At 71.5% G+C, this 21,508-nt stretch carries 27 protein-coding genes; 13 read left to right on the top strand and 14 right to left on the bottom strand.

The features are described 5' to 3' along the window. On the bottom strand, nt 1-477 hold the full coding sequence (gene ybaK / locus ACWEVP_RS30325) for a Cys-tRNA(Pro) deacylase (protein WP_452065979.1): 477 nt from the start codon (nt 475-477) through the stop codon (nt 1-3). Nucleotides 478-670: 193 nt separating this feature from the next. On the opposite strand from ybaK, the gene ACWEVP_RS30320 reads away from it, so the two are divergent. Both ACWEVP_RS30320 and rsrA read left to right on the top strand, forming a co-directional pair. Next, nucleotides 671-1,294: a sigma-70 family RNA polymerase sigma factor gene (locus ACWEVP_RS30320; protein ID WP_125312718.1), complete on the top strand. Its 624-nt coding sequence runs from the start codon at nt 671-673 to the stop codon at nt 1,292-1,294. Next, entirely contained in the window at nt 1,291-1,611 is a 321-nt protein-coding gene (gene rsrA / locus ACWEVP_RS30315) for a mycothiol system anti-sigma-R factor (protein WP_003059781.1), read from the top strand. Before ACWEVP_RS30320 ends, rsrA begins: the two co-directional genes overlap by 4 nt. Nucleotides 1,612-1,675: 64 nt before the next feature. Here the strand turns inward: rsrA and ACWEVP_RS30310 are convergent, their stop codons facing one another. Then, nucleotides 1,676-1,750, bottom strand: coding sequence for a 50S ribosomal protein bL37 (locus ACWEVP_RS30310; RefSeq protein WP_098515123.1), 75 nt, complete (start codon nt 1,748-1,750; stop codon nt 1,676-1,678). A 99-nt stretch (nt 1,751-1,849) separates the two neighbouring features. Between ACWEVP_RS30310 and ACWEVP_RS30305 the strand changes: the two genes are divergently transcribed. Together ACWEVP_RS30305 and ACWEVP_RS30300 are read left to right on the top strand one after the other, a co-directional pair. Beyond that, a complete protein-coding gene (locus ACWEVP_RS30305) occupies nt 1,850-2,062 on the top strand; it encodes a biotin/lipoyl-binding carrier protein (protein WP_364453189.1) in 213 nt (70 codons plus the stop codon). Nucleotides 2,063-2,065: 3 nt separating this feature from the next. After that, on the top strand, nt 2,066-3,586 hold the full coding sequence (locus tag ACWEVP_RS30300; protein ID WP_452065978.1) for a sensor histidine kinase: 1,521 nt from the start codon (nt 2,066-2,068) through the stop codon (nt 3,584-3,586). A gap of 317 nt (nt 3,587-3,903) precedes the next feature. Here ACWEVP_RS30300 and ACWEVP_RS30295 read toward each other — a convergent pair whose 3' ends face one another. Beyond that, nucleotides 3,904-4,158 (bottom strand): WhiB family transcriptional regulator, encoded by a 255-nt coding sequence (locus ACWEVP_RS30295; RefSeq protein WP_072481920.1) that lies wholly within the window; start codon nt 4,156-4,158, stop codon nt 3,904-3,906. Between the two features lie 274 nt (nt 4,159-4,432). Beyond that, entirely contained in the window at nt 4,433-5,359 is a 927-nt protein-coding gene (locus tag ACWEVP_RS30290) for a diacylglycerol/lipid kinase family protein (protein ID WP_452065977.1), read from the bottom strand. A gap of 311 nt (nt 5,360-5,670) precedes the next feature. On the opposite strand from ACWEVP_RS30290, the gene ACWEVP_RS30285 reads away from it, so the two are divergent. Further along, the gene (locus ACWEVP_RS30285; RefSeq protein ID WP_452065976.1) at nt 5,671-6,141 is read left to right on the top strand and encodes a hypothetical protein; all 471 of its coding nucleotides are present in this window, start codon (nt 5,671-5,673) and stop codon (nt 6,139-6,141) included. Here ACWEVP_RS30285 and ACWEVP_RS30280 read toward each other — a convergent pair. Both ACWEVP_RS30280 and ACWEVP_RS30275 read right to left on the bottom strand, forming a co-directional pair. Next, a complete protein-coding gene (locus ACWEVP_RS30280; RefSeq protein ID WP_452065975.1) occupies nt 6,138-6,620 on the bottom strand; it encodes an N-acetyltransferase family protein in 483 nt (160 codons plus the stop codon). The two genes, ACWEVP_RS30285 and ACWEVP_RS30280, sit on opposite strands and share 4 nt — an antisense overlap. Nucleotide 6,621: 1 nt before the next feature. Beyond that, nucleotides 6,622-7,212 carry an acid phosphatase gene (locus tag ACWEVP_RS30275; protein WP_452065974.1) on the bottom strand — a complete coding sequence of 197 codons (591 nt, stop codon included), beginning with the start codon at nt 7,210-7,212 and terminating at the stop codon, nt 6,622-6,624. Nucleotides 7,213-7,295: 83 nt separating this feature from the next. Here ACWEVP_RS30275 and ACWEVP_RS30270 point away from each other — a divergent pair, with 83 nt between their 5' ends. Beyond that, the gene (locus ACWEVP_RS30270) at nt 7,296-7,769 is read left to right on the top strand and encodes a hotdog fold domain-containing protein (protein WP_452065973.1); all 474 of its coding nucleotides are present in this window, start codon (nt 7,296-7,298) and stop codon (nt 7,767-7,769) included. On the opposite strand, the gene ACWEVP_RS30265 is transcribed toward ACWEVP_RS30270, so the two are convergent. Next, the gene (locus tag ACWEVP_RS30265) at nt 7,766-8,422 is read right to left on the bottom strand and encodes a hypothetical protein (RefSeq protein WP_452065972.1); all 657 of its coding nucleotides are present in this window, start codon (nt 8,420-8,422) and stop codon (nt 7,766-7,768) included. The two genes, ACWEVP_RS30270 and ACWEVP_RS30265, sit on opposite strands and share 4 nt — an antisense overlap. A 136-nt stretch (nt 8,423-8,558) precedes the next feature. Here ACWEVP_RS30265 and ACWEVP_RS30260 point away from each other — a divergent pair, with 136 nt between their 5' ends. Then, nucleotides 8,559-10,169: a GMC oxidoreductase gene (locus ACWEVP_RS30260; protein ID WP_452065971.1), complete on the top strand. Its 1,611-nt coding sequence runs from the start codon at nt 8,559-8,561 to the stop codon at nt 10,167-10,169. Here ACWEVP_RS30260 and ACWEVP_RS30255 read toward each other — a convergent pair. The 3 genes from ACWEVP_RS30255 to ACWEVP_RS30245 are packed head-to-tail and all read right to left on the bottom strand — an operon-like array spanning nt 10,159 to nt 11,662. Beyond that, nucleotides 10,159-10,593, bottom strand: coding sequence for a MarR family winged helix-turn-helix transcriptional regulator (locus ACWEVP_RS30255; protein ID WP_452065970.1), 435 nt, complete (start codon nt 10,591-10,593; stop codon nt 10,159-10,161). The genes ACWEVP_RS30260 and ACWEVP_RS30255 overlap by 11 nt on opposite strands. Beyond that, the gene (locus ACWEVP_RS30250; protein WP_452065969.1) at nt 10,590-11,003 is read right to left on the bottom strand and encodes an SRPBCC family protein; all 414 of its coding nucleotides are present in this window, start codon (nt 11,001-11,003) and stop codon (nt 10,590-10,592) included. The genes ACWEVP_RS30255 and ACWEVP_RS30250 overlap by 4 nt, the downstream gene beginning before the upstream one ends. A 53-nt stretch (nt 11,004-11,056) precedes the next feature. Then, on the bottom strand, nt 11,057-11,662 hold the full coding sequence (locus ACWEVP_RS30245; protein ID WP_452065968.1) for a dTDP-4-dehydrorhamnose 3,5-epimerase family protein: 606 nt from the start codon (nt 11,660-11,662) through the stop codon (nt 11,057-11,059). Nucleotides 11,663-12,024: 362 nt separating this feature from the next. On the opposite strand from ACWEVP_RS30245, the gene ACWEVP_RS30240 reads away from it, so the two are divergent. After that, the gene (locus ACWEVP_RS30240; RefSeq protein ID WP_452065967.1) at nt 12,025-13,206 is read left to right on the top strand and encodes an NAD(P)-dependent malic enzyme; all 1,182 of its coding nucleotides are present in this window, start codon (nt 12,025-12,027) and stop codon (nt 13,204-13,206) included. A 49-nt stretch (nt 13,207-13,255) separates the two neighbouring features. On the opposite strand, the gene ACWEVP_RS30235 is transcribed toward ACWEVP_RS30240, so the two are convergent. Continuing rightward, complete coding sequence (locus ACWEVP_RS30235) at nt 13,256-14,662, bottom strand: bis-aminopropyl spermidine synthase family protein (protein WP_452065966.1); 1,407 nt, start codon at nt 14,660-14,662, stop codon at nt 13,256-13,258. Nucleotides 14,663-14,754: 92 nt separating this feature from the next. On the opposite strand from ACWEVP_RS30235, the gene ACWEVP_RS30230 reads away from it, so the two are divergent. Genes ACWEVP_RS30230 through ACWEVP_RS30215 form a run of 4 tightly spaced genes read left to right on the top strand, consistent with a single transcriptional unit; the run spans nt 14,755 to nt 18,066 of the window. After that, nucleotides 14,755-15,840, top strand: coding sequence for an ABC transporter ATP-binding protein (locus ACWEVP_RS30230; RefSeq protein ID WP_452065965.1), 1,086 nt, complete (start codon nt 14,755-14,757; stop codon nt 15,838-15,840). Continuing rightward, nucleotides 15,837-16,505, top strand: a complete 669-nt coding sequence (locus ACWEVP_RS30225; RefSeq protein ID WP_452065964.1) for an ABC transporter permease — start codon at nt 15,837-15,839, stop codon at nt 16,503-16,505. The genes ACWEVP_RS30230 and ACWEVP_RS30225 overlap by 4 nt, the downstream gene beginning before the upstream one ends. Next, nucleotides 16,502-17,185: an ABC transporter permease gene (locus tag ACWEVP_RS30220; protein ID WP_452065963.1), complete on the top strand. Its 684-nt coding sequence runs from the start codon at nt 16,502-16,504 to the stop codon at nt 17,183-17,185. Before ACWEVP_RS30225 ends, ACWEVP_RS30220 begins: the two co-directional genes overlap by 4 nt. Further along, nucleotides 17,182-18,066: an ABC transporter substrate-binding protein gene (locus ACWEVP_RS30215; RefSeq protein WP_452065962.1), complete on the top strand. Its 885-nt coding sequence runs from the start codon at nt 17,182-17,184 to the stop codon at nt 18,064-18,066. The genes ACWEVP_RS30220 and ACWEVP_RS30215 overlap by 4 nt, the downstream gene beginning before the upstream one ends. A 9-nt stretch (nt 18,067-18,075) precedes the next feature. On the opposite strand, the gene ACWEVP_RS30210 is transcribed toward ACWEVP_RS30215, so the two are convergent. Beyond that, nucleotides 18,076-19,185 (bottom strand): FAD-dependent oxidoreductase, encoded by a 1,110-nt coding sequence (locus tag ACWEVP_RS30210; RefSeq protein ID WP_452065961.1) that lies wholly within the window; start codon nt 19,183-19,185, stop codon nt 18,076-18,078. 69 nt (nt 19,186-19,254) lie between these two features. On the opposite strand from ACWEVP_RS30210, the gene ACWEVP_RS30205 reads away from it, so the two are divergent. Further along, complete coding sequence (locus ACWEVP_RS30205) at nt 19,255-19,935, top strand: TetR/AcrR family transcriptional regulator (RefSeq protein WP_452065960.1); 681 nt, start codon at nt 19,255-19,257, stop codon at nt 19,933-19,935. 3 nt (nt 19,936-19,938) lie between these two features. Here ACWEVP_RS30205 and ACWEVP_RS30200 read toward each other — a convergent pair whose 3' ends face one another. Next, a complete protein-coding gene (locus tag ACWEVP_RS30200; RefSeq protein WP_452065959.1) occupies nt 19,939-20,904 on the bottom strand; it encodes an LLM class flavin-dependent oxidoreductase in 966 nt (321 codons plus the stop codon). Between the two features lie 10 nt (nt 20,905-20,914). Next, on the bottom strand, nt 20,915-21,433 hold the full coding sequence (locus tag ACWEVP_RS30195; protein WP_452065958.1) for a GNAT family N-acetyltransferase: 519 nt from the start codon (nt 21,431-21,433) through the stop codon (nt 20,915-20,917). Between the last annotated feature and the right edge of the window lie 75 nt (nt 21,434-21,508).

Genomic DNA, 21,508 nt, shown 5'->3' with positions numbered 1-21,508 from the left:
TCAGGCGCCGATCGGCGCCACGACCGCACCGGTCAGCCGGATCAGCTCGCCCGGCGCCAGCTCGACCTCCAGCCCCCGCCTCCCGGCCGAGCAGAACACCGTCTCGAACGTCGAAGCCGAGACGTCGATCACCACCGGCAGCCTGCTGCGGTGACCCAGCGGCGAAATCCCGCCCAGGACGTACCCGGTAGCCCGCTGGGCCGCCGCCGGGTCGGCCATCTTCGCCTTCTTGCCGCCCGCCGCGGCCGCCAGCGCCTTCAGGTCCAGCTGGCCCGTGACCGGGACCACGCCCACGACCAGGCGGCCGTCCACGTCCGCGACCAGCGTCTTGAACACCCGGGCGCGGTCCAGGCCCAGCGCCTCCACCGCCTCCAGCCCGTACGACTCCGCGCGCGGGTCGTGGTCGTACGCGTGCAGCGTGTGCGCGACTTTCTGCTTCCCCAGCAACGCCGTCGCGGGGGTGCCCTTGCCAGCCATGCGGCGGAGTCTAGGGAATGCCCGCGTGCCCCGATCGGTTGTACGGGGCGTGACCACAACGCTCGCTACCACACGCTCTCGCAGCCGCCGCCGCCCCGAGGCACCGGCGAACCGCGGTGTGCCCGGCCCCCGCGTAAACTCGGGTCCGCCGTATGCGCGTACGCGCATCGACGCCGAGCGGGAAGGGAACGGTTTGCCGAGCACGCAGAACTCAGCGCCGGAAGAAGCGACCGAGGCCGAGCGCGCCGAGCGCTTCGAGCGGGACGCCATGCCGCTGCTCGACCAGCTGTACTCGGCCGCGATGCGGATGACTCGCAACCCCGCCGATGCCGAGGACCTGGTCCAGGAGACCTACCTGAAGGCGTACGCGGCCTTCGCCTCCTTCAAGGCGGGCACGAACCTCAAGGCGTGGATGTACCGCATCCTCACCAACACCTACATCAACGGTTACCGCAAGCGGCAGCGGCAGCCGGTGCAGCAGCCCACCGAGGAGATCACCGACTGGCAGATCGCCAAGGCGGAGAGCCACACCTCCAGCGGGTTGCGCTCGGCCGAGGTCGAGGCGATGGACAACCTGCCCGACACCGACGTCAAGGCCGCCCTGCAGAAGCTGCCCGAGGAGTTCCGGCTGGCCGTCTACCTGGCCGACGTCGAGGGCTTCGCGTACAAGGAGATCGCCGAGATCATGGACACGCCCATCGGCACCGTGATGTCCCGCCTGCACCGCGGGCGCGCGCAGCTGCGCGACCTGCTCGCCGACGTCGCCCGCGAACGCGGCTTCATCCGTGGTGCCAAGGAGGAGGTGGCGGGGCGATGAACGACATGTGCGAAGGCGCGTCGGACAAGGTCCGCTGCGAGGAGGCGCTCGCCGACATCTACCTGCTCCTCGACCGCGAGTGCAGCCCCGAGCGCGACGCCGCGCTGCGCGCCCACATCGAGGACTGCCCGCCGTGCCTTGAGGAGTACGGCATCGACGAGCACATCAAGCAGCTGCTGGCCCGCAAGTGCGGTGGCGACCACGCCCCGGCCGAGCTGAAGAGCCGGCTGCGCGCGTCGATCCGCCAGACCGTCGCCACGCGCGGTGGCGTCACCGTCGAACGCACCGAGATCACCCTCGAGCAGCGGTCCGAATAGCGCCTGAGCACGACGAAGGCCCCCACCCGATCGGGTGGGGGCCTTCGTCATGCCGGACGCCGGATCAGGCGTTGGGCTTCTTGCCGTGGTTCGCGCCGTTCTTCTTCCGGTCGCGACGCTTGCGGGCGCGCTTCGACATGCTCACTCCTCGTCGTCAAAGCTGGTCAACCTCTCAAGTGTGTCATGACGTCCCGTTCTGGTTGGATGGGGTGGTCGGGCGAGCGCGAGGAGGGTGTCGATGGCGGAGATCAGGGCCGAAATGGTCGGCACCGTGCTCGAGGTCGTCGCGGAGCCGGGCGCCGCGCTGAACGCCGGGGACACCGTGCTGATCCTGGAGTCGATGAAGATGGAGCTGCCCGCCGTCAGCGAGCGGAGCGGCACGCTGACCAGCCTCGCCGTGGCGAAGGGCGACCGGGTCCAGCAGGGCGACGTCCTCGGGACGGTCGAGTAACCCGTGTCGACGCTCGCCGAACTGCTCGCCGACAACACCGGTCTCCCCGGCGAGGCGGCGGACCACCTGCAGACCGTCGTCGCCGAGTGGCAGCTGCTGGCCGACCTGTCCTTCGCCGACTTCCTGCTCTGGGTCCCCGTGACCGAAGAGCTGCAGCCCGACGGCGGCGACTTCGTCTGCGTCGCGCACGCCCGCCCGACGACGGCCCCGACCGCGCACCCCGAAGACGTCGTCGGCACGCGGTTCACGGTCGAGGAGCACCCGCAGCTGGCCAAGGCCATGCGCGAGGTGCGGATCTGCCGCGAAGAGGACCCGCACTGGTACCGCGACCTGCCGATGCGGCGCGAGGCCATCCCGGTGCGCTTCCACGACCAGGTCATCGCCGTGATGAGCCGCGAGACGAACCTGGCGGCGCCGCGCGTGCCGTCGCCGCTGGAGATCGCGTACCTGGGCAGCGCCGGCGACCTGTGCCAGATGATCGTCGACGGCACCTTCCCGCCGAACGGCAGCAACGCGACCGACACGCACACGTCCCCGCGGGTCGGTGACGGGCTGATCCGGCTCGATTCGAGCGGCACGGTCGTCTTCGCCAGCCCGAACGGCCTGTCCGCCTACCACCGGATGGGGCACGAGTCCGACCTGGTCGGCACGCGCCTGGCGCCGCTGACGCGGTCGCTGATCCGCGACCCGTTCGACGCGACCGAGGTGTCCCACCGGATCATCGAGGCCCTCGACGGAAAGCCGTCGAGCCGCACCGAGGCCGACTCACGACGCGGCGCGGTGGTGCTGTTCCGCGCGCTGCCGCTGCGGCCGGCCGGGCAGGCGGCGGGCGCGCTGGTGCTGGTCCGCGACGTCACCGAGGTCAAGCGCCGCGACCGCGCGCTGCTGTCGAAGGACGCGACCATCCGCGAGATCCACCACCGGGTGAAGAACAACCTGCAGACGGTGGCGGCGCTGCTGCGCCTGCAGTCCCGCCGCACGTCGTCGGAGGAAGCGCGGCTCGCGCTGGCGGAGTCGGTGCGCCGGGTGACGTCGATCGCGCTGGTGCACGAGGCCCTGTCCATCTCGGTGGACGAGCGCGTCGACCTCGACAAGCTGCTCGACAACGTGCTGCCGATGGTCGGCGAGGTCGCCACCGCGGAGTCGCAGGTCGGGCTGACCCGGAAGGGTTCGTTCGGAGTGGTGGTCGCGGAGATCGCGACGCCGCTGGTGATGGTGCTGGCCGAGCTGGTGCAGAACGCCATCGAGCACGCGTTCCCGGCCGGCCGGTCGGGCAAGGTCGAGCTGATCGTGGAGCGCTCGGCCCGCTGGCTCGACGTCGTCATCCGCGACAACGGGCGCGGCCTGCCGTCGGGGTTCTCGCTGGAGCGCTCGGACGGCCTGGGCCTGCAGATCGTGCGGACGCTGGTGGAGTCCGAGCTGCGGGGCTCGCTGTCGCTGCGGAAGGTGCGGGCGGAGACGTCGTCGACCCGCGTGACGGGGACGGAAGCCGCACTGCGCATCCCGCTGTCCCGACGGCTCTAGTTCCCGTTCGAGGCCGGCCCGGACTGTCGCGTTTGGACTTGATCGCCGGCGGGCATATCCGGTGCGGCGGAAGCGATCGGGTGCGGGTCGCGGAGGGACGAACGCTGAAGGCCCGGCACCTGGTGCTCGGTGCCGGGCCGTTCAACGTTGTGCGAGGACTTGAAGTCCTGGTGAGGTTTCAGCACACCCGTCGTCAGGTGGTTTCGCCTCGGTTGTTAAGCTCGAACCGGGTAGGTATCACCCCAGACGGCGTGGGCACAACAGTGCTCCGCCGGGAGAATTCCGCTGCGGTTCGGGTGTTTCTTTGGGGAGATACGTCAGGCGTTGGTACGCGTGCCGATGTGCGTACGGCGGCGCTTGAGCGCGCGTCGCTCGTCCTCGCTCATGCCGCCCCACACGCCGGCGTCCTGGCCGCTGGCCAGAGCCCAGGCCAGGCAGTCGGAAGCGACGGTGCAGCGGTGGCACACGGCCTTCGCCTGAGCAACCTGCGACAGAGCCGGCCCGCTGGTTCCCACCGGGAAGAACAGCTCGGGGTCCTCGTCTCGGCAGGCCGCGTCGTGGCGCCAGTCCATGTTCGTGAGCTCCTTCATATGGCGCGGGAGGGCCGCGCCACAGTCGTCAATGGCGGTCGTGTTCTTGGGTGCTTGTGAATGCTTTCACGAAGCACCGCTTTCGACAAGGGTTTCCGGAAGATCGGTGAGTCAGCTCACCCGGCCGAGCGACGCTTCTGACCTGCGGTTTCTCTCCGAAACAGCCACTCGAAGGGAAGGCTGATGCGGTGAGTGGAGCTTCTGCGTCGACGAACGGCAGATTGCACTTTGCCGCAGGCGATCAGCGGTCCCGTCGTCACACGATTACCGTGAGTGCGTTCGGGACGCTGAAGAATTCCACTCGGGTCCGCTGGCCGACGAGGTCGCCGTCCACCTGGAAGTTTACCGGTTCAGCTGCGTCGATGCGGATCATCGGCACGTCGTCGTGACGCACGAGACGTTTGCCCTTTTGGTTGCTCTTCGTAGCCAAAGCACGGCGTACATGCTTGAACACCGTGGGCAACCCGAGACCGTTCAGCGCGAACAGACCCAATCCCGTCTCGAACGAGCAACCCGGATTGAGGTGGACCGGCCGCTCGCCCAGGTAGCTCCACGGATCGGTGTTCGACACGAAAGCGGTCAGCGCCTCGACGGGTTCCTCACCCGGGACGCGGATGGTGAGGGCCGGCCGGCCCAGCGGCGGCCGGAAGTAGGAGCGGACGGCGGCCCGCATGTAGAGGCCGGCGGTCGTCTGCTTGCCCCGGCGCTTGGCCACGCGGCCCACGACGTCGGCGTCCCAGCCGAGGCCGGAGTTGAAGGTGAACCAGTGCCCGTCGGCCAGGCCGAGCCCGACGCGGCGCGAGCGGTCGTTCTCCAGCGCGTGCAGCAGCTGGTGGGTCGCTTCGACGGGGTCGGAGGAGATGCCGAGGGCGCGCGCGAAGACGTTGGCCGAGCCGCCGGGCACGACGCCCAGGGCGGGGACGCGCCCGATCTGCGTGGGATCTCCGTCCGAGTCGGCCAGCAGGCCGTTGACGACCTCGTTGACCGTGCCGTCGCCGCCGTGCGCCACGACCAGGTCGATGCCGTCCCGCGCGGCCGAGCGCGCGACCGCCATGGCGTGCCCGCGGTAGTCGGTTTCGACCACGTCGAGCTTCACCTGGCTGGCCAGCGCGTGCGCCAGGACGTCCCGGCCACCGGCGGTGGTCGAGGTGGCCTGGGGGTTCACGACGAGGATTGCGCGCACCACCGCAGGGTAGGTGACTTCCGGCGGCCCGAGAACCTTCCGGACCCGCATGGTGACGGGCGCAACCCTGACGAACAGCACCTTCGAGACCCTGTGCCGGGCGGCCCTCCTTCACGTGCGAGTGTCCGCTCGTCGTGACAAGTGCACCCGGGCCGACCGCCCGCTCATCGACGACTCTTGAATTCTCAGCGCCCGGGCGGTCCCGCGAAAACGGCCGACCGGGTGGCATACGATCGAATCAGCTCACGCACGGTGACTCGCCCTGGTCGAGTCCACTGTGCTCCCGCAAAGGACCCCCGGAAGGCCCCGCCGTGAAGCTCTCGCCCGCTCCCCGTGAGGTCCGGCTGGCCGGCGCGGTCACCGCGGTGCCGTCGCTCGCCCTGCTGGTGTTCGGGGTGGTCGTGCTGGTGAACGGGCTGGGCTCGCCCGCGCAGCCGGGCAACAACGTCTACGTCGAGTCCGGCACGTTCATCGTGGTGGCGCTGGCGTTCCTGGCCGCCTCGGCGGGGCTGGTCCTCGGGCAGACGTGGGCGCGCTCGCCGGGCGTGGTGATCGCGCTGATCGTGATCGGCCTCGGCTGGTACCTGCTCGGCCCGTCGGGCGAGCCGCTCTTCGGGGTGCCGGTCGCGTTGCTCGGCGTCGTCGCGCTGGTGCTGCTGTTCCGCGCGCCGTCCCGGGCGTGGGCGCTGGGTCTGCGCGAGGGCGAGACGGAGACGGAGGCCGCCGAACGCGGCGGCCTCGCCGGCCGCCGCGCCGAGCGCGAAGGCCACGAAGAGGACTAAGCCTGGGCGGCCAGGGCCTGCAGGGGCTCGTCGGTCAGCCGGTTGACCGTCCACTCGTCCATCGGGACCGCGCCCAGGGCCTTGTAGAACTCCGTCGCCGGGTTCCAGTCCAGCACCGACCACTCGAGCCGCGCGTAGCCCTTCTCGACGCACTCCGCCGCCAGCGCGGCCAGCAGCGCCTTGCCCAGGCCGGACCCGCGGTGGGACGGCAGGACGAACAGGTCCTCCAGGTAGATCCCGTGCACCCCGCGCCAGGTCGAGTAGTTGAGGAACCACACCGCGAAGCCGGCGATCTCGCCGTCCACTTCGGCCACGTGCCCGAACAGCTTGGGCGCCTCGCCGAACAACGCCTCGTGCAGCTGCGGGACCGTCAGGTGGCAGTCGTCCGGAGCGCGTTCGTACTCGGCCAGCGCGTACGCCAGGCCGACGGCGGCCTCGACGTCGTCGGGGCGGATCCGGCGGATGCGGTCGTCGGGCACGTCAGTCCTCCAGTGCGGGCGGCAGGTTGAGGTGTTCGATCTGGGGTTCGCCGCGCTCGTCGCCGAGCACCGCGATGCCGGCCGCGTCGAGTCCGAAGTGGACGCCGGCCGTCGCGGGCAGGCCGAGCCAGCGGGCCACCAGCACGCGGCTGAAGTGCCCGTGCCCGACCAGGATCACGTCGCCGGCTTCGATGTCGCGCCGGGCGCGCGTCAGCACGCGGTCCGCGCGCTCGGACACCTGCGAAGCGCTTTCGCCGCCGGGGATCGGGTGCGTCCAGACCGTCCAGCCGGGCACGGTTTCGCGGATCTTCGGGGTGGTGACGCCCTCGTACTCGCCGTAGTCCCACTCGGCGAGGTCCTCGGTGACCTCGTCGACGCGCAGACCGGCCAGCGCGGCCGTCCGCAGCGCCCGGCTCCGCGGGCTCGACAGCACCAGCGACGGCCCGCCGACGAGGCTGCGGAGCGTGCCGCCCGCGGCCAGCGCCTGCCCTTCGCCCGCCGGTGTCAGCGGGATGTCGGTGTGGCCGGTGTGCCGCCCGTTCACCGACCATTCGGTCTGGCCGTGCCGGAGGAGGAAGAGACGGTTCGCCACACGGGCGAATATATCCGGCGGTTTGCCCGGCGGCCGGTCGTCTGCTTAGCTACTGAACAGTAGCTTAGTTCGAGGAGACGCCGATGCCCGAGACGCCGACGTTCGCGCTGTGGCACAAGCTGGCCGCGAAGCCGGGCGGGAAACAGCTGTTCAGCGCCGCGATGTGCCTGCGTGTGCCGTACTTCCGCACGGTGCTGCCGTCGGTGCGCGAGCTGCGGCCGGGCCACTGTGAAGTCACCGCGCCGAAGTGGTGGGGTGTCTACAACCACATCCGCACGTTCCACGCGATCGCGGCCTGCAACCTCGCCGAGATCGCGATGGGCATGCTTGCCGAAGCGACGGTCCCCGGCACGCACCGCTGGCTGCCGAAGGGCATGAACGTCCAGTACGTCGCCAAGGCCGAGACGGGTCTGCGGGCGGTCGCTTCGCTGCCGGAGCTGCCGGAGTTCGGCGACGAGGGCTTCGAGCTGGGTGTCCCGGTGACCATTTCGGACACGAGCGGCAAGCCCGTGGTCACCGGGACGATCACGATCTGGGTGACGCCCAAGAAGCGTTAGAGCGGCTTGTACTGCACGTACGTCGTCTGGTGGAACGTGTTCTCGCCGGACGGCGACGGCAGGCCCAGCCGCCGGTCGACGAGCCCGCCCAGCGGGCCGCAGCCGGTGGTCGCCGGCACGGCCAGATCCGGGTCCACGACGCCGAAGTGCATGGTCGGCGGGGTTTTCGAGATGACCGTCGGCGGCACGGCCGGGTCGTCGTGGACGACCGTGTGCAGGACGCCGATCCGGCAGTCCTTGCGCAGCAACGGGTGCCGCAGCACCGCGTAGACGTCCAGCTCGCCGCGCCGCTCGTCGTTGCCCTGGAAGTCGGAATACCCGCCGTAGCGCAGCTCGAGCGTGGTGCCCGCCAGCCCGGGTACGCGCACCGGCTCGTGTCGCAGCGCGCCGAAGACCTGCGCGTACTGGCCGCCGACCTTGCCTTCGCTGAAGGTCAGCCGCATCTCCCCGAGTGGCACCTCCCGGTCGTGGATGGTCAGTTTCCCCTGCGAGACAAACGCTTCGCAGCGCCACGTGCCCGGGTCGGCGTTCGCGGGCGGCGCCGGGCAGTCCGAGAAGTCGAACGCCGGCAGTTCGTCCGCGGACGCCGTCCCGGGCACGACCCCCAGTGCGGCCACGGCGGCCGCGGCCGCCCCCAGTGCGAGAAGTTTCATGCCGGTGAGCTTGCTCGCGCGGCGGGGCGCGGACATCCGGGATCGCCCCCAGGGGAAGTCCGGAATTTCCCTCGACTGGGTGAAACGTGTTTCATTTAGTTAACGGCGTTTACCGATGTCGGGCATGCTCGGACCCATGTCTGCCTTCTCCCGCCGCCGGTTCCTCGGCCTCGCCGCCCTGAACTCCGCCGCCGCCCTCGGGCTGACCACGGTCTCGACGCGGCCCGCCGCCGCGTCGCCGCTGCCGGAGTACGTGCCGGCGGTGGTCGTCGGCACTGGCTACGGCGCCGCCGTCACGGCGTTGCGGCTCGGCGAGGCCGGGGTCCCGACGCTGATGCTCGAGATGGGCCGGCTGTGGACCACGCCCGGCGCCGACGGCAACGTCTTCTGCTCGATGCTCGCGCCGGACGAGCGGGCGATGTGGTTCAAGGACCGCACCGAGGCGCCGCTGGCGTCGTTCCTCTGGCTCGACCTGGCCAACCGCGACATCGGGCGGTACGCCGGCGTGCTCGACCGGGTGAGCTACGGCGACATGGCGGTGTACCTCGGCCGCGGTGTCGGCGGCGGGTCGCTGGTCAACGGCGCGATGGCGGTGACGCCGAAACGGTCCTACTTCGAGGAGATCCTGCCGCGCGTCGACGCCGGCGAGATGTACGGCAAGTACTTCCCGCGCGCGAACGCGCAGCTCGGCGTGGACGTCGTCGACCCGGACTGGTTCGAGACGTGCCGGTCGTACCAGTACGCGCGCGTCTCCCGGAAGGCCGCGCGCAAGGCCGGGTTCGGCACGGTGTTCGTGCCCAGCGTGTACGACCTGGACTACCTGCGCCGCGAAGAAGCGGGCGAGGTCCCGCGCTCGGCGGACGCGTCCGAGGTCATCTACGGCAACAACCACGGGAAGCGCTCGCTCGACCGGTCCTACCTGGCCGCCGCGCTCGGCACCGGCAACGTGACCATCGAGACGCTGCGGGAGGTCCGCGAGATCCTCCACCAGCCGGACGGGACGTACACGCTGGTCGTCCGCGAGATCGACGAGCACGGCACCGTCCTGGGCACCCGGCACGTGACCACGAGGTCCCTGTTCCTCGGCGCCGGCAGCGTCGGTTCGACCGAACTGCTGCTGCGCGCCCGCGAGACCGGACGGCTGCCCGAGCTGAACGACGCGGTCGGACAGGGCTGGGGGACGAACGGGAACGTCATGTGCGGCCGCGCGAACCACGTCTGGGACACCACCGGCAGCCTGCAGTCGGGCATGCCGGCGCTCGGCATCGACAACTGGGCCGACCCGGTGCACCCCGCGTTCGCCGAGATCGCGCCGGTGCCGGCCGGCCTCGAGACGTGGGTCAGCCTGTACCTGGCGATCACGAAGAACCCCGAACGCGGGCACTTCACCTACGACGCCGCGAGCGACTCGGCGAAGCTGCGCTGGACGGCGTCGCAGGGCCAGCCGTCGATCGACGCCGCGAAGGCGCTGTTCGACAAGATCAACCGGGCGAACAAGACGATCTACCGCTACGACCTGTTCGGCGACACGCGCACGTTCGAGAACCGCTTCACCTACCACCCGCTCGGCGGCCTGGTGCTCGGCGAGGCCACCGACGACTACGGCCGGGTGAAGGGCTACCGCAACCTCTACGTCACGGACGGTTCGCTCATCCCGGGCAGCACCGGCGTCAACCCGTTCGTGACGATCACGGCGCTGGCCGAGCGCAACATCGAGCGGGTCGTCGCCGAGGACCTCAGGGGCTGAGCTTCGCGAGCGAGCCGGTGAAGCCGTCGTCGACGTCCGCGAAGAAGGACGCGTCGGCGGCTTCGACGTCCGTCAGGGCCCGCGCGACCAGCTCCAGGCCGTCCGCGGTGATCTTGAGACGCTTCGCGCGGGCGTCCGCCGGGTCGTCGGCGCGGGCGAGCAGGCCGCGATCGGCCAGCTTGCGGACGACCTGGCTGGTCATCATCGTGTCCGTGCCGGCCCGCTCGGCCAGCTGCCGCTGGGTCGGCAGCTCGCCCGAGCGGGTGAGCCACCACGTCGTCGTGAGCAGCACGAACTGGACGTGCGTGAGGTCGTGCGGGGCCAGCGCGGCCCGCATCGCCCGTTGCCAGGCCAGCGTCACGCGCCACAGCAGGAAGCCGGGGCTGCGCTCGGGGCCGGGCAGGCGGGACTGTGGGGCGCTCATGCCCGCAAGCTTGCCTCGGCGAGGCGTGCCAGCGCGCGCATCGCGTCCGGGGTGTCCTCGGTCACCTGCGGGCCGAAGCCTTCCGGCCCGTCGATGGCGACGCGGTAGGTGATGCGCGTGCCGCCGTCGACGTCGGTCAGGAGGTGCTCGAACCGCAGGAACGCGTCCGGCAGCCGGGTCTCGTCGGTGAAGCTCCGGCCCTCGGTGACCTCGGTGAGGGTGAACGGGATCGGCGGCATCCCGTCCATCGTCATGGTCCCGCTCGTCCCCGCGGTGAACGCGCCGTCCAGGACGACCGAGCGGACGCCCGCGTCCCACTCGGGCCACCGGCCGGTGTCGGCCCAAAGCGGCCAGATCGCGGCGGCGGGCGCGGTCGAAGTCTCGGTGTGCTCGTACTCGTAAAGTGCCATGCGCGCATACTATATGCGCGCTGGCTATCAGCGCCAGTGCTTCTCGCGGGTGATCAGTGCGCGGAGCGCAGCTTGTCGTAGTAGGCGACGCAGTCCTGGTAGGACGGCAGCAGGCCCTGCTCGAGCGCTTCGGCCAGCGTGGGGGCGTCGCGGTCCTTCTCGGACAGGATCGGCTCGATGTCCGCGGGCCACGGCAGGCCGAGCGCCGGGTCGAGCGGGGTGATGCCGTGCTCGCCCGCCGGGTTGTAGCCCTCGGAGCACAGGTAGGCCATCACCGTGTCGTCCTCGAGGGCGATGAACCCGTGCCCGAGGCCCTCGGCGAGGTAGGCGGCGTTGTAGCGGCCCGAGTCGAGCTGGACGGCGTCCCAGGTGCCGAAGGTCGGCGAGCCGACGCGGATGTCGACGACGACGTCGAGCAGCGAGCCGCGCGCGCAGTAGATGTACTTCGCCTGGCCGGGCGGGGTGTCGGCGAAGTGGATGCCGCGGATCGCGCCCCGCCGGGACACGCTGTGGTTCGCCTGCGCCAGCCGCAGGGGGTGGCCGGTCGCCGCGCGCAGGACTTCCTCCTGGAAGGGGGCGACGAACAGGCCCCGCTCGTCGGGGAACGCCCGGGGGGAGAACTCGAAGGCGTCCGGGACGCTCAGCCGGCGGAATTCCATGGCGTCACCTTATCGGGCGGCTAAAAAACCGAACGGACGTCTTGGCAATTGCGGGAATAGGGGGCCGGTGTGACATCAGCCGCACCGAGGGGTCCCCTTCCGGACCGGACCTGTCACAATGAGTGGACCGCCGCGTCCGCGGCCATCGCCAGACCCACGGCACCGATGGCCGACGTGACGCCTCGCCGACAGGCCGGCGCTACCGCGCTGGGCTGCCGTGCCGGAGGACCAAGCCCACGGTTTCCCCTTGCAGCCGTGGTCCCCCGCTCGCATGCCCAGGAGAAATTCCAGTGACCCAAGTCCGATCCGCGAGTTCCGTCATTCCCACTAGGGGAATGACGGAAACGACGACAGGAAACCCCATGAGCGACCCCACCGGTGCGCCCGCGCCGGTCACCGACGAAGAGATCTTCACCGGGCACGAGGGCGGCAAGCTCTCGGTGGCGGCCACCCGCCCGATCTCCAGCCCGCGTGACCTTTCGATCGCGTACACCCCCGGGGTGGCGAAGGTGAGCCGCGCGATCGCCGAGGACGCCGCCAAGGCCAAGCGGTACACGTGGGCGGACCGGCTCGTCGTCGTGGTGAGCGACGGGACGGCGGTGCTCGGCCTCGGCGACATCGGTGCGAGCGCGTCGCTGCCGGTCATGGAGGGCAAGTCGGTCCTGTTCAAGACCTTCGGCGGGCTCGACTCGATCCCGCTGGTGCTGGACACCACCGACGTCGACGAGATCGTCGAGACGCTGGTGCGGCTGCGGCCGTCCTACGGGGCGGTCAACCTGGAGGACGTCTCCGCGCCCCGCTGCTTCGAGCTGGAGGACAAGCTCAAGGAGGCGCTGGACTGCCCGGTCATGCACGACGACCAGCACGGCACGGCGATCGTCACGCTGGCCGCCCTGCGCGGCGCCAACCTGGTCCTCGACCGGGCGATCGCCGACCAGCGCGTCGTCGTCTCGGGCGCCGGCGCGGCCGGGGTCGCGTGCGCCCGGATCCTGCAGGAGGCCGGCATCGGCGACGTCACCGTCCTCGACTCGCGCGGCATCATCCACTCCGGCCGTGACGGCCTGAACCCGGTCAAGGAACGCCTGGCCGCGACGACGAACAAGGCCGGCCTGAAGGGTGGCCTGGCGGAGGCGCTCGAAGGCGCCGACGTGTTCCTCGGCCTGTCCGGCGCGACGATCGACGAGTCGCTGCTGGGCCGGATGGCGGGCGGCGGCATCGTGTTCGCACTGTCCAACCCGGACCCCGAAGTTCACCCGGACGTGGCCGCGCGGTACGCGTCGATCGTGGCCACCGGGCGCAGCGACTTCCCGAACCAGATCAACAACGTGCTGGCGTTCCCCGGCGTGTTCCGCGGTGCGCTGGACTCCGGCGCGCGGGCGATCACCGAGGGCATGAAGCTGGCGGCCGCCGAGGCGATCGTGTCGGTGGCGATGGACGACCTGGGCCCGGACCGGATCGTCCCCTCCCCGCTGGACCCGCGCGTGGCCCCCGAGGTCGCGGCGGCGGTGGCGAAGGCGGCGGAAGCCGACGGCGTCACGGCCTGACGTCGATCCGAAAGCGGCACTTTCACGTGAAAGTGCCGCTTTCGGCGTCTCAGAGGAGTTCGGCCAGGCGGTGGCGGGGGACGTCGACCAGGCGCAGGTTCACCAGGTCCCCGGGGACGTCCAGCGAAACGTTCGCCAGGCGGGCGTGGGCGCGCGTGAGGACCTCGTCCTGGTTCTCCACCGCGTCCGCGACCACCACCGCGTGCCGGTTGTCCGGCGTGCTCCGCAGGTACCGCAGCGCGTACTTCCCCCGGACGAGGGACGCCAGCGCTTCCTGCGACGCCTGGTCGGCCAGGTCCGGGTGCGCGTTCGGGACCAGCAGCGCGAGCCGGCGCGCGTTCGTGCCCAGCAAGGTGCGCAGCAGCCACGGGCCGGGGTCGGCCGAGAGGTCCATCGCGACCGCGTCGCCCTCCGGCCCCGAGATCGACCAGTCCACCGGCCGCGACTCCAGCGCGAGCCCGCCGGCTCCGGCGATCTCCTTCAGCTTCTCCAGCAGCGCCGGCTTCGTCCCGGCGGACTCCACGGACTGCGGCCCGTGCGTGTAGATCGCCTTGCCGGCGCGGACCTTCTTGGCCTTCGCCGTCGGCTGGCAGACGTACAGGTCCGCCGCGCTGCCGATCGCCTGCGCCCCGAAGTAGCGGTTGAAGCCCGGCAGGATCGCCTCGAACGTCAGCCCGAGCGTGGCCAGCGACCGCTGCACCTGCGCGCCCAGCGCCGGGTGGCGGGGGCTGTAGCCGTAGGCGAACAGCAGCCGTCCCTCGCCCGGGTTCCGCAGCGCCTGCACGCCGCGCGCCGCGAACAGGCCCATGCCCTCCGGCGTGTACGGCGGATCGCTGAACACCAGGTCGAAGCCGCCGGTGACCGCCGGCGGCAGGCCGACGCGCAGGTCCGCGTGCGCGGTGGCGATCTCACGGCCGCCGCGGTCGTCGAGGTGGGCCAGCACGCGCTCGTCGAGGTCGACGACCGTCAGCGACGCCGCCGGGCAGACCGCCCGCACGGCCAGCGACGTCAGGTCGTGGTCGCCGAGGAACAGCAGCCGCGCCGACGTCAGGTCGTAGCGCGCGTCCAGCCACAACGCGCGGCGCAGCACCGTCTCCGGCGTCGCCTGCACGTGGTCGAGGGCGGCCAGCGGCGGTGGCACCTCCGCGACCCACTCGGCGACCGTCGGCAGCAGCTCGTGGTTCGCGACGGCCTCGTCGAGCGGGTCGGCGTAGCGGGGCGCGCTGTACTGCAGGTACGCGGCGGCGACGCCGGGGGAGATGCGCAGCCGGTCGCCGCTGCGGTCGAGGTCGTCGCCGAGGGCGGCGAGGACGTCTTCGACGCTGCGGCGCGGCGCCGTGGACAGCCGCACCAGCTCGCCGAGGTCGTGGTCGCCGGTGCGCAGCAGGTCGATGACGCGGTGCAGCGGGCGGACGCCGACGCCGTGCGCGGCGAGGACGTCGTCGAGTGCCTTCACGGGCATTCAGCCTAGTGGCCACCCCGCGGAACACCGTGCCAACCGCCGCCGACTCGGCTACGGTCGGTTCCACCGGACATGGGGAGTGGGCAGTGACCATCGAATTCCGCGACGTGACCAAGCAGTATCCGGATGGGACGGTCGCCGTCGACAAGCTGAACCTCACGGTCGGGGACGGCACGATCACCGTGTTCGTCGGCCCGTCCGGCTGCGGGAAGACGACGTCGCTGCGGATGATCAACCGGATGGTCGAGCCGACCGGCGGGCAGGTGCTGCTGGACGGCAAGGACGTCGCCGAGGGCGACCCCGCGCTGCTGCGCCGCGGCATCGGCTACGTCATCCAGCACGCCGGGCTCTTTCCACATAGGACGGTGCTGGACAACATCGCCACCGTGCCCCTGCTCTCGGGCTGGGACAAGGCGAAGGCGCGCAAGCGGGCGGCCGAGCTGCTGGAGACCATCGGCCTGCCGGCCGAGCTCGGCAAGCGGTACCCGGCCCAGCTTTCGGGCGGCCAGCAGCAGCGCGTCGGCGTCGCCCGCGCGCTCGCCGCGGACTCGCCGGTGCTGCTGATGGACGAGCCGTTCTCCGCGGTCGACCCGATCGTGCGCGAAGACCTGCAGAACGAGCTGCTGCGGCTGCAGTCGCAGCTGGGCAAGACCATCGTGTTCGTCACCCACGACATCGACGAGGCCGTCCGGCTCGGCGACAAGGTCGCGGTGATGCGCGTCGGCGGCAAGCTCGCCCAGTACGGCACGCCCGCCGACGTGCTGCGCCACCCGGTCGACGACTTCGTGGCGTCGTTCGTCGGCCGTGACCGCGGCTACCGCGGCCTGTCGTTCCTCTCCGCGGAGGGCGTCGAGGTCAAGGAGCTGGAGCTGGTCGAGATCGGCTCGGCGGTCCCGGCGAGCGACGGCTGGCGGCTCGCGGTCAACACCGACAAGCAGCCGCGCGGCTGGCTGCCGCCGAACTCCACTGTGGACGGTCCACTGTCCGAAGCCGACCTGGTGGCCGGCGGCTCGCTGTGGGTGCGCGGGACGCCGATCCGGGGCGCGCTGGACGCGGCGCTGTCCTCGCCCGCCAGCCTCGGCGTGGTCGTCGACGACGACCACCGCGTGCTCGGCGGGGTGGTCGCGCGGCAGGTGCTCGACGTGATCGAGGCGACGCCCCAGGCGTCATGAACTTCTTCGACGAGCTCGGGCAGTACCTGAGCAGCGCCAACACGCGCGGGGAGGTCCTGGGCGACCTGGGCGACCACGTCTACCTGGCGCTGCTCCCGCTGGTGCTGGGCATCGTCCTCGCGCTCGCGGCCGGCTGGCTCGGCCACCGCTGGGCGCCCGCCCGGCGGGTGCTGGTGGTGCTCGCCAACCTGCTCTACACGATCCCGTCGCTGGCCCTGTTCGTCGTCATCCCCGGCCTGATCGGGTCGAAGATCCTGGACAGCGTCAACGTCGTCGTCGCGCTGACGATCTACACCACGGCCCTGCTGGTCCGGCCGGTGCTCGACGCGCTGGACGCCGTGCCGTCGCCGGTGATCGCGGCCGCGACCGCCGTCGGGTACAAGCCGGTGCGCCGGTTCTTCGCCGTCGAGCTGCCGCTGTCGGTACCGGTCCTGGCGGCCGGGGTGCGGGTGGCGTCGGTCAGCAACATCAGCCTGGTCAGCGTCGGCGCGCTGATCGGCACCGGCGGCCTCGGTGTGCTGTTCACCGACGGCTTCCAGCGCGAGTACTTCTCGCCGATCGTCGTCGGCATCGTGCTGACGCTGCTGCTGGCGCTGGTCGTGGACCTGGTCCTGATCGGCCTCCGGAACCTGCTGACGCCGTGGACCCGGGTGGGTGCCGCATGATCACCGATCTCGTCCACTGGTTCGGCGACCCGGCGCACTGGTCGGGCCCGGACGGCATCCCGCAGCGGTTGCTGGAACACCTGGGCTACACGGCGTTGTCGCTCGTGATCGCGCTGGTCGTCGCCGTCCCGCTGGGCCTGTTCGTCGGCCACACCGGCCGCGGCGGCGTCGCGCTGGTGGGCGCGGGCAACGTGATCCGCGCGCTGCCGACGCTGGGGCTCGTGACGTTCCTGTTCCTGCTCTTCACCGAAAGCGTCACCTCGACGATCATCGGGCTCGTCGTGCTCGCGGTGCCGCCGATCCTGGCCGGCACGTACGCCGGGCTGCAGGCGACCGACCACGGCGTGGTCGACGCCGCCCAGGGCATCGGGATGACCGGCTGGCAGCGGCTGTGGCAGGTCGAGGTGCCGATCTCGCTGCCGCTCGTGCTCGGCGGCATCCGCAACGCCGTGCTCCAGCTCGTCGCGACCGCCGCGGTGGCCGCGTACGTCGGACTCGGTGGCCTGGGCCAGTTCCTGCTCGACGGACTGGCCATTTTGGACTACTCCGAGGTCATCGCGGGCGCCGTGCTGACGACCCTGCTCGCGATCGTCCTCGACCTGCTGTTCGCGTTGCTGAACCGCGCTCTGGTGCCGCGGGGTGTCCGGCTCGCGGCGGCCGTGAGGAAGGTGACGGCGTGAAACGGCTGGTCGTGCTGGTTGCTTTGGTGCTGGCGGCGGGCTGTGGCAACCCGCTGGCGGGCGGCGGCGAGGGCGGCGCGTCCGGCGACATCATCATCGGCGCGTCCGACGTCGGGGAAAGCCTGCTGCTGGCCCAGATCTACGCCGGGGCGCTGCGCAACGCCGGTGCCTCGAACGTGACGGTCCGGCCGCCGGTCGGCAGCCGCGAGGTCGTCGTCAAGGCGCTGCAGGACAAGTCGCTGTCGGTGGTGCCGGACTACAGCGGGAACCTGTTGCGGTACTTCGACAAGGACACGACCGCGACGACGCCGCAGGACGTCTACGCGCAGCTGCGGCAGAAGATCCCGGCGGAGTTCGAGGTGCTGGACCAGGCGCCCGCCGAGGACAAGGACCTGCTCGTCGTCGGCCCGCAGCTGGCTTCTTCCGGCGTCAAGACGTTCTCGGACCTGGGGCCGCGCTGCCGTGACCTCGTGTTCGGCGGGCCGGGCCAGTGGAGCAGCCGCTGGAAGGACAAGATCAAGACGCTCTACGGCTGCGAGTTCAAGGAGATCCGCACGACGGACACGGGCGGCCCGGTGACGGTGGCGGCCCTGAAGTCGGGCGATGTCCAGGTGGCGGACCTGTTCAGCACGTCGTCGACGATCGCGGCGAACGGGTTCGTGCCGCTGGTCGACGACAAGAACATGTTCCCGGCGCAGAACATCGTGCCGCTGGTGGCGCGCGGCACGCTTTCGCCGTCCGAAGTGGCTGCGCTGAACCGGATTTCGGCGGCGCTGACCACCTCGCAGCTCACGCAGCTCAACGTGGAGTTCACCGAGCAGAAGCGGAACCCGCTGGACATCGCCGAGGACTTCCTGGCGCGCAACAACCTGAAGTCCTAGCCCGGCGAGTCAGCCCGGCTGGAAGAACTCCAGCAGCTTCTGCGCCGCGTCCGGTGACCGCAGCATCTCCTGTATCCCCGCCGACATCCGGGCCGCCGCGCCGGTGCGCTCGAACATCTCGCCTTCGTACTCCTTGACGGCCGCGGCGTAGTCACCCGGGTGCGCCGCCACCGCCAGGGCCAGCATCGCGCCGTCGATCAGCGCCTGGTTCGCGCCTTCGCCCACCGCCGGCATCAGGTGCGCCGCGTCGCCCAGCAGCGTCACGTCCGGCTTCGACGGCCACGTCAGGCCGATCGGGAGCGTGCTCATCGACCGCCGGGCGACCGTGTCGTCGCAGGCCTCGATCAGCGCGGTGAACCGGGCGTCCCAGCCGTCGAGCAGCTCGATCAGGCGCGCGCGGGCGGCCGCCGGGTCGTCGAACGGGATTCCGCTGCCGGCGAACCAGTCCTCGGCCGTGTCGTAGAAGCTGATGCCGATGCGGACGCGGCCGTCGCCGTTGCGCTGCGCCGCCAGCGATGTCCCCCTGCCCACCACCCAGTAGGTGCCGCGGCCGACCATCGCCGCCAGGTCCGGGTGCGTGCGGTCGATGTCCGGGATGCCGACCTCGACGACGTTCTGGCCGGTGTGCGCCGGGCGGGCGTCGGTGACCAGCGCGCGGACCCGGGACTGCGCGCCGTCCGCGCCGACCAGCAGGTCGTACTCCGCGCTGCTGCCGTCGGCGAACCGCACGACGCCGTCGCCGGCGGACTCGAACGCTCGCCCCCACCGGACCGTGCCGGCGGGCAGCGAATCGAGCAGCAGGTCGCGCAGGTCGGCGCGGTCCACCTCGGGTCGCAGCATCGGGGCGTCGTCCGGAGTGTCCTCCTGGAGCAGCAGCGTGCCGTCCGGCTCCAGGAGCCGCATGTCCTGGCCTTCGCCGCGGGCGATCGCGAAGAACTCGTCGAGCAGGCCGGCCTCGCGCAGCGCGCGCTGTCCGGAGTGGATGTCGAGCATGCCGCCCTGGCCGCGTGCGTCGCGCGAGGCCTCCCGCTCGTACACGGCGGAGTCGATGCCGTGGACGTCCAGCACCCGGGCCAGTGCCAGACCGCCCGGCCCGGCTCCGATGATGGCGATGGTCATGGAATCCCCCTTCGATACACTGTATCTCTCGATACACCGTATCGCACCATGCGCTGTATGGTCTGCGGCGTGACGGTGTGGGAACGGCCGGAGCCGCCGGAGAGGCCGACGCCGGCTCCGCTGAGCCGGGAACTGATCGTCCGCGCGGCGATCCGGCTCGCGGACGCGGACGGCCTGGCGGCGGTGTCGCTGCGCAAGGTTGCCGGCGTGCTGGACGTCGGGCCGATGCGGCTCTACGGCTACATTGCCACCAAGGAAGAGCTGCTCGACCTGATGCTGGACGACGTCTACGCGGGGATCCGCCCGTCCGGCGGCAGCTGGCGGGAGGTGCTGCTGTCCCTGGCCGAGCTGACCCGGCGCGCCGCGCACCGGCACGAGTGGTTCGCCGACCTGCTCGGCGGCCGGCCGCAGCTCGGGCCGAACGCGCTGGCCAGGGGAGAGGCGGTCGTCGCCGGGCTGAAGGGCATCGACGTGGACGACGTGATGCCGGTGGTCAAGGCCGTCAACGCGTACGTGGCCGGTGCGGTGCGCAGGGAGATCACCGAGCGGCGCGACGAGCGGGCCACCGGGCTGAACGAGTCGGAGTGGCAGCGCACCCACGGGCCCTACCTGGAGCGGACCTTCGCCACGGGCCGGTACCCGGCGCTGGAGAAGGTCGTCCGCGAGGCCGTCCACTGGGACGTCGACGAGACCTTCCGGATGGGCCTCGGCTACCTCCTCGACGGCATCGAAGCGAGCCTGTCGCGCTGACGGTCAGGCTCGCAGGGCCGCCGCGACCTTGCCCGCGTCCTCGATGCCGCGCTCCGGCGGCTCCTCCGGCAGCGGCAGCAGCACCACCGACCCGCTGCCGGCCGCGTGCAGCGCGCGCACCGACGCCACGCACCGATCGAGGTCGCCGCAGATCGCGAGCCGGTCGAGCCACTCCGGCCGCAGGCCCGCCGCCAGTTCGTCCACTGTGGACGCCGAGTCGGCCAGCGCCAGCAGTTCGGCGGCGAACGGCAAGTCCGCCACCTGGACCCGCGCGCCGGGCGTCAGCGACTCCGCCACGGTGAGCCGCGCGCGTTCGCGGTCGCCCAGCGCCAGCCAGTTGTACGTCACCACAGCGTGCTCGGCGGGCTTCCCGGCGGCGATGCCCGCCAGCGCCGTCCGCACGAACTCCGGCGGGGACGGCTCGGCCAGGATCGTGCCGTCCGCCGAGGCGCCCGCCACCGCCAGCGACTTCGGCCGCCGGACGCCCGCCAGCACCGGCGGCACCGTGGCGGGCGGGAACACCAGCTCGACCTCGTCCAGGGTGACGTGCCGGCCGCGCACCGAAACCCGGTCGCCCGCCAGCAGCCGGCGGACCGCCACCAGCGTCTCGTCCAGCGCCGCCAGCGGCGACTCGGGGTACGCGCCGATCTGGCGCATCCACGACGCCACCCCGTGGCCCAGCCCGCCGATCAGCCGTCCCGGGTGCAGCTCCGCCAGCGCGGCCAGCTCCATCGCCGCGATCGCCGGGTTGCGGGCCACCGCCGGCAGCACGCCGATGCCCACCTTGATCGTGGACGTCACCGCCAGCGCCGTCGCGACCGTCGCGATCCCGGCCGCCCAGAAGCAGTCTTCGACCAGCCAGACTTCGTCGAGACCCGCGTCCTCGGCCTGCCGCGCCAGGTCGACCAGCTTCGCCGGGTGCTGCTCGCGGTTGATGCGGACGCCGACGGACGTGCTCGGTGCGTACATGCCAGGCTCCTCAGATCCGGGAGAACGCCGGCGCGTACTCGAACGCGCCCGCTTGCGTGGGTTTGTAGCCGGTGAGCGTGCGGGCCTGGAAGTGCTTGCCCCAGGCGGGATCCGGCGCCGTGATCGAGAGCGTCGACGCCGTGACGAAGCCGAACCGCGAGTAGTACGCCGGGTCGCCGAGCAGGACGACCAGGCCGTACCCCAGCGCGTCCGCCGCGCCGAGCACCGCGTGCACCAGTGCCGAGCCGACGCCGCTCGCCTGCTGCGCCGGCAGCACGCCGAGCGGGCCCAGGCCGACCGCCGACGTCGTGTCCTCGCCGACGCGGGCCCGGCTGCAGCACACGTGCCCGACGACCGCGCCGTCGCGCACGGCCACGAGCGAGAGCGCGTCGAGCAGGTCGCCGTCCGCGCGCAGCTCGTCGACCAGCGGTGCCTCGACCGGCGTGGCGCCGGGTTCGCGCCGGAAGGCTTCGCTGTGGATGGTGTGCACGGTGGTCCGGTCGGCGGGCGTCTCGCGGCGGATCAGCATGGTCGCCACCTTGCCGCGAACCGGTGGCGAGTGGAAATCGTTTTCGCGGGCCGACTTTGGTAGGGGACCGTTCGA

The organism is Amycolatopsis sp. NPDC003865 (assembly GCF_053605345.1).
Note: the sequence above shows the minus strand (reverse complement) of the source record. Positions and strands in the feature narration are given on the sequence as shown.

Coding starts and splice junctions, on each gene's coding strand:
- ybaK (WP_452065979.1), bottom strand. CDS start 477: ATGGCTGGCAAGGGCACCCCCGCGACGGCGTTGCTGGGGAAGCAGAAA.
- rsrA (WP_003059781.1), top strand. CDS start 1,291: ATGAACGACATGTGCGAAGGCGCGTCGGACAAGGTCCGCTGCGAGGAG.
- ACWEVP_RS30305 (WP_364453189.1), top strand. CDS start 1,850: ATGGCGGAGATCAGGGCCGAAATGGTCGGCACCGTGCTCGAGGTCGTC.
- ACWEVP_RS30295 (WP_072481920.1), bottom strand. CDS start 4,158: ATGGACTGGCGCCACGACGCGGCCTGCCGAGACGAGGACCCCGAGCTG.
- ACWEVP_RS30270 (WP_452065973.1), top strand. CDS start 7,296: ATGCCCGAGACGCCGACGTTCGCGCTGTGGCACAAGCTGGCCGCGAAG.
- ACWEVP_RS30265 (WP_452065972.1), bottom strand. CDS start 8,422: ATGAAACTTCTCGCACTGGGGGCGGCCGCGGCCGCCGTGGCCGCACTG.
- ACWEVP_RS30260 (WP_452065971.1), top strand. CDS start 8,559: ATGTCTGCCTTCTCCCGCCGCCGGTTCCTCGGCCTCGCCGCCCTGAAC.
- ACWEVP_RS30255 (WP_452065970.1), bottom strand. CDS start 10,593: ATGAGCGCCCCACAGTCCCGCCTGCCCGGCCCCGAGCGCAGCCCCGGC.
- ACWEVP_RS30250 (WP_452065969.1), bottom strand. CDS start 11,003: ATGGCACTTTACGAGTACGAGCACACCGAGACTTCGACCGCGCCCGCC.
- ACWEVP_RS30245 (WP_452065968.1), bottom strand. CDS start 11,662: ATGGAATTCCGCCGGCTGAGCGTCCCGGACGCCTTCGAGTTCTCCCCC.
- ACWEVP_RS30240 (WP_452065967.1), top strand. CDS start 12,025: ATGAGCGACCCCACCGGTGCGCCCGCGCCGGTCACCGACGAAGAGATC.
- ACWEVP_RS30225 (WP_452065964.1), top strand. CDS start 15,837: ATGAACTTCTTCGACGAGCTCGGGCAGTACCTGAGCAGCGCCAACACG.
- ACWEVP_RS30220 (WP_452065963.1), top strand. CDS start 16,502: ATGATCACCGATCTCGTCCACTGGTTCGGCGACCCGGCGCACTGGTCG.
- ACWEVP_RS30210 (WP_452065961.1), bottom strand. CDS start 19,185: ATGACCATCGCCATCATCGGAGCCGGGCCGGGCGGTCTGGCACTGGCC.
- ACWEVP_RS30200 (WP_452065959.1), bottom strand. CDS start 20,904: ATGTACGCACCGAGCACGTCCGTCGGCGTCCGCATCAACCGCGAGCAG.
- ACWEVP_RS30195 (WP_452065958.1), bottom strand. CDS start 21,433: ATGCTGATCCGCCGCGAGACGCCCGCCGACCGGACCACCGTGCACACC.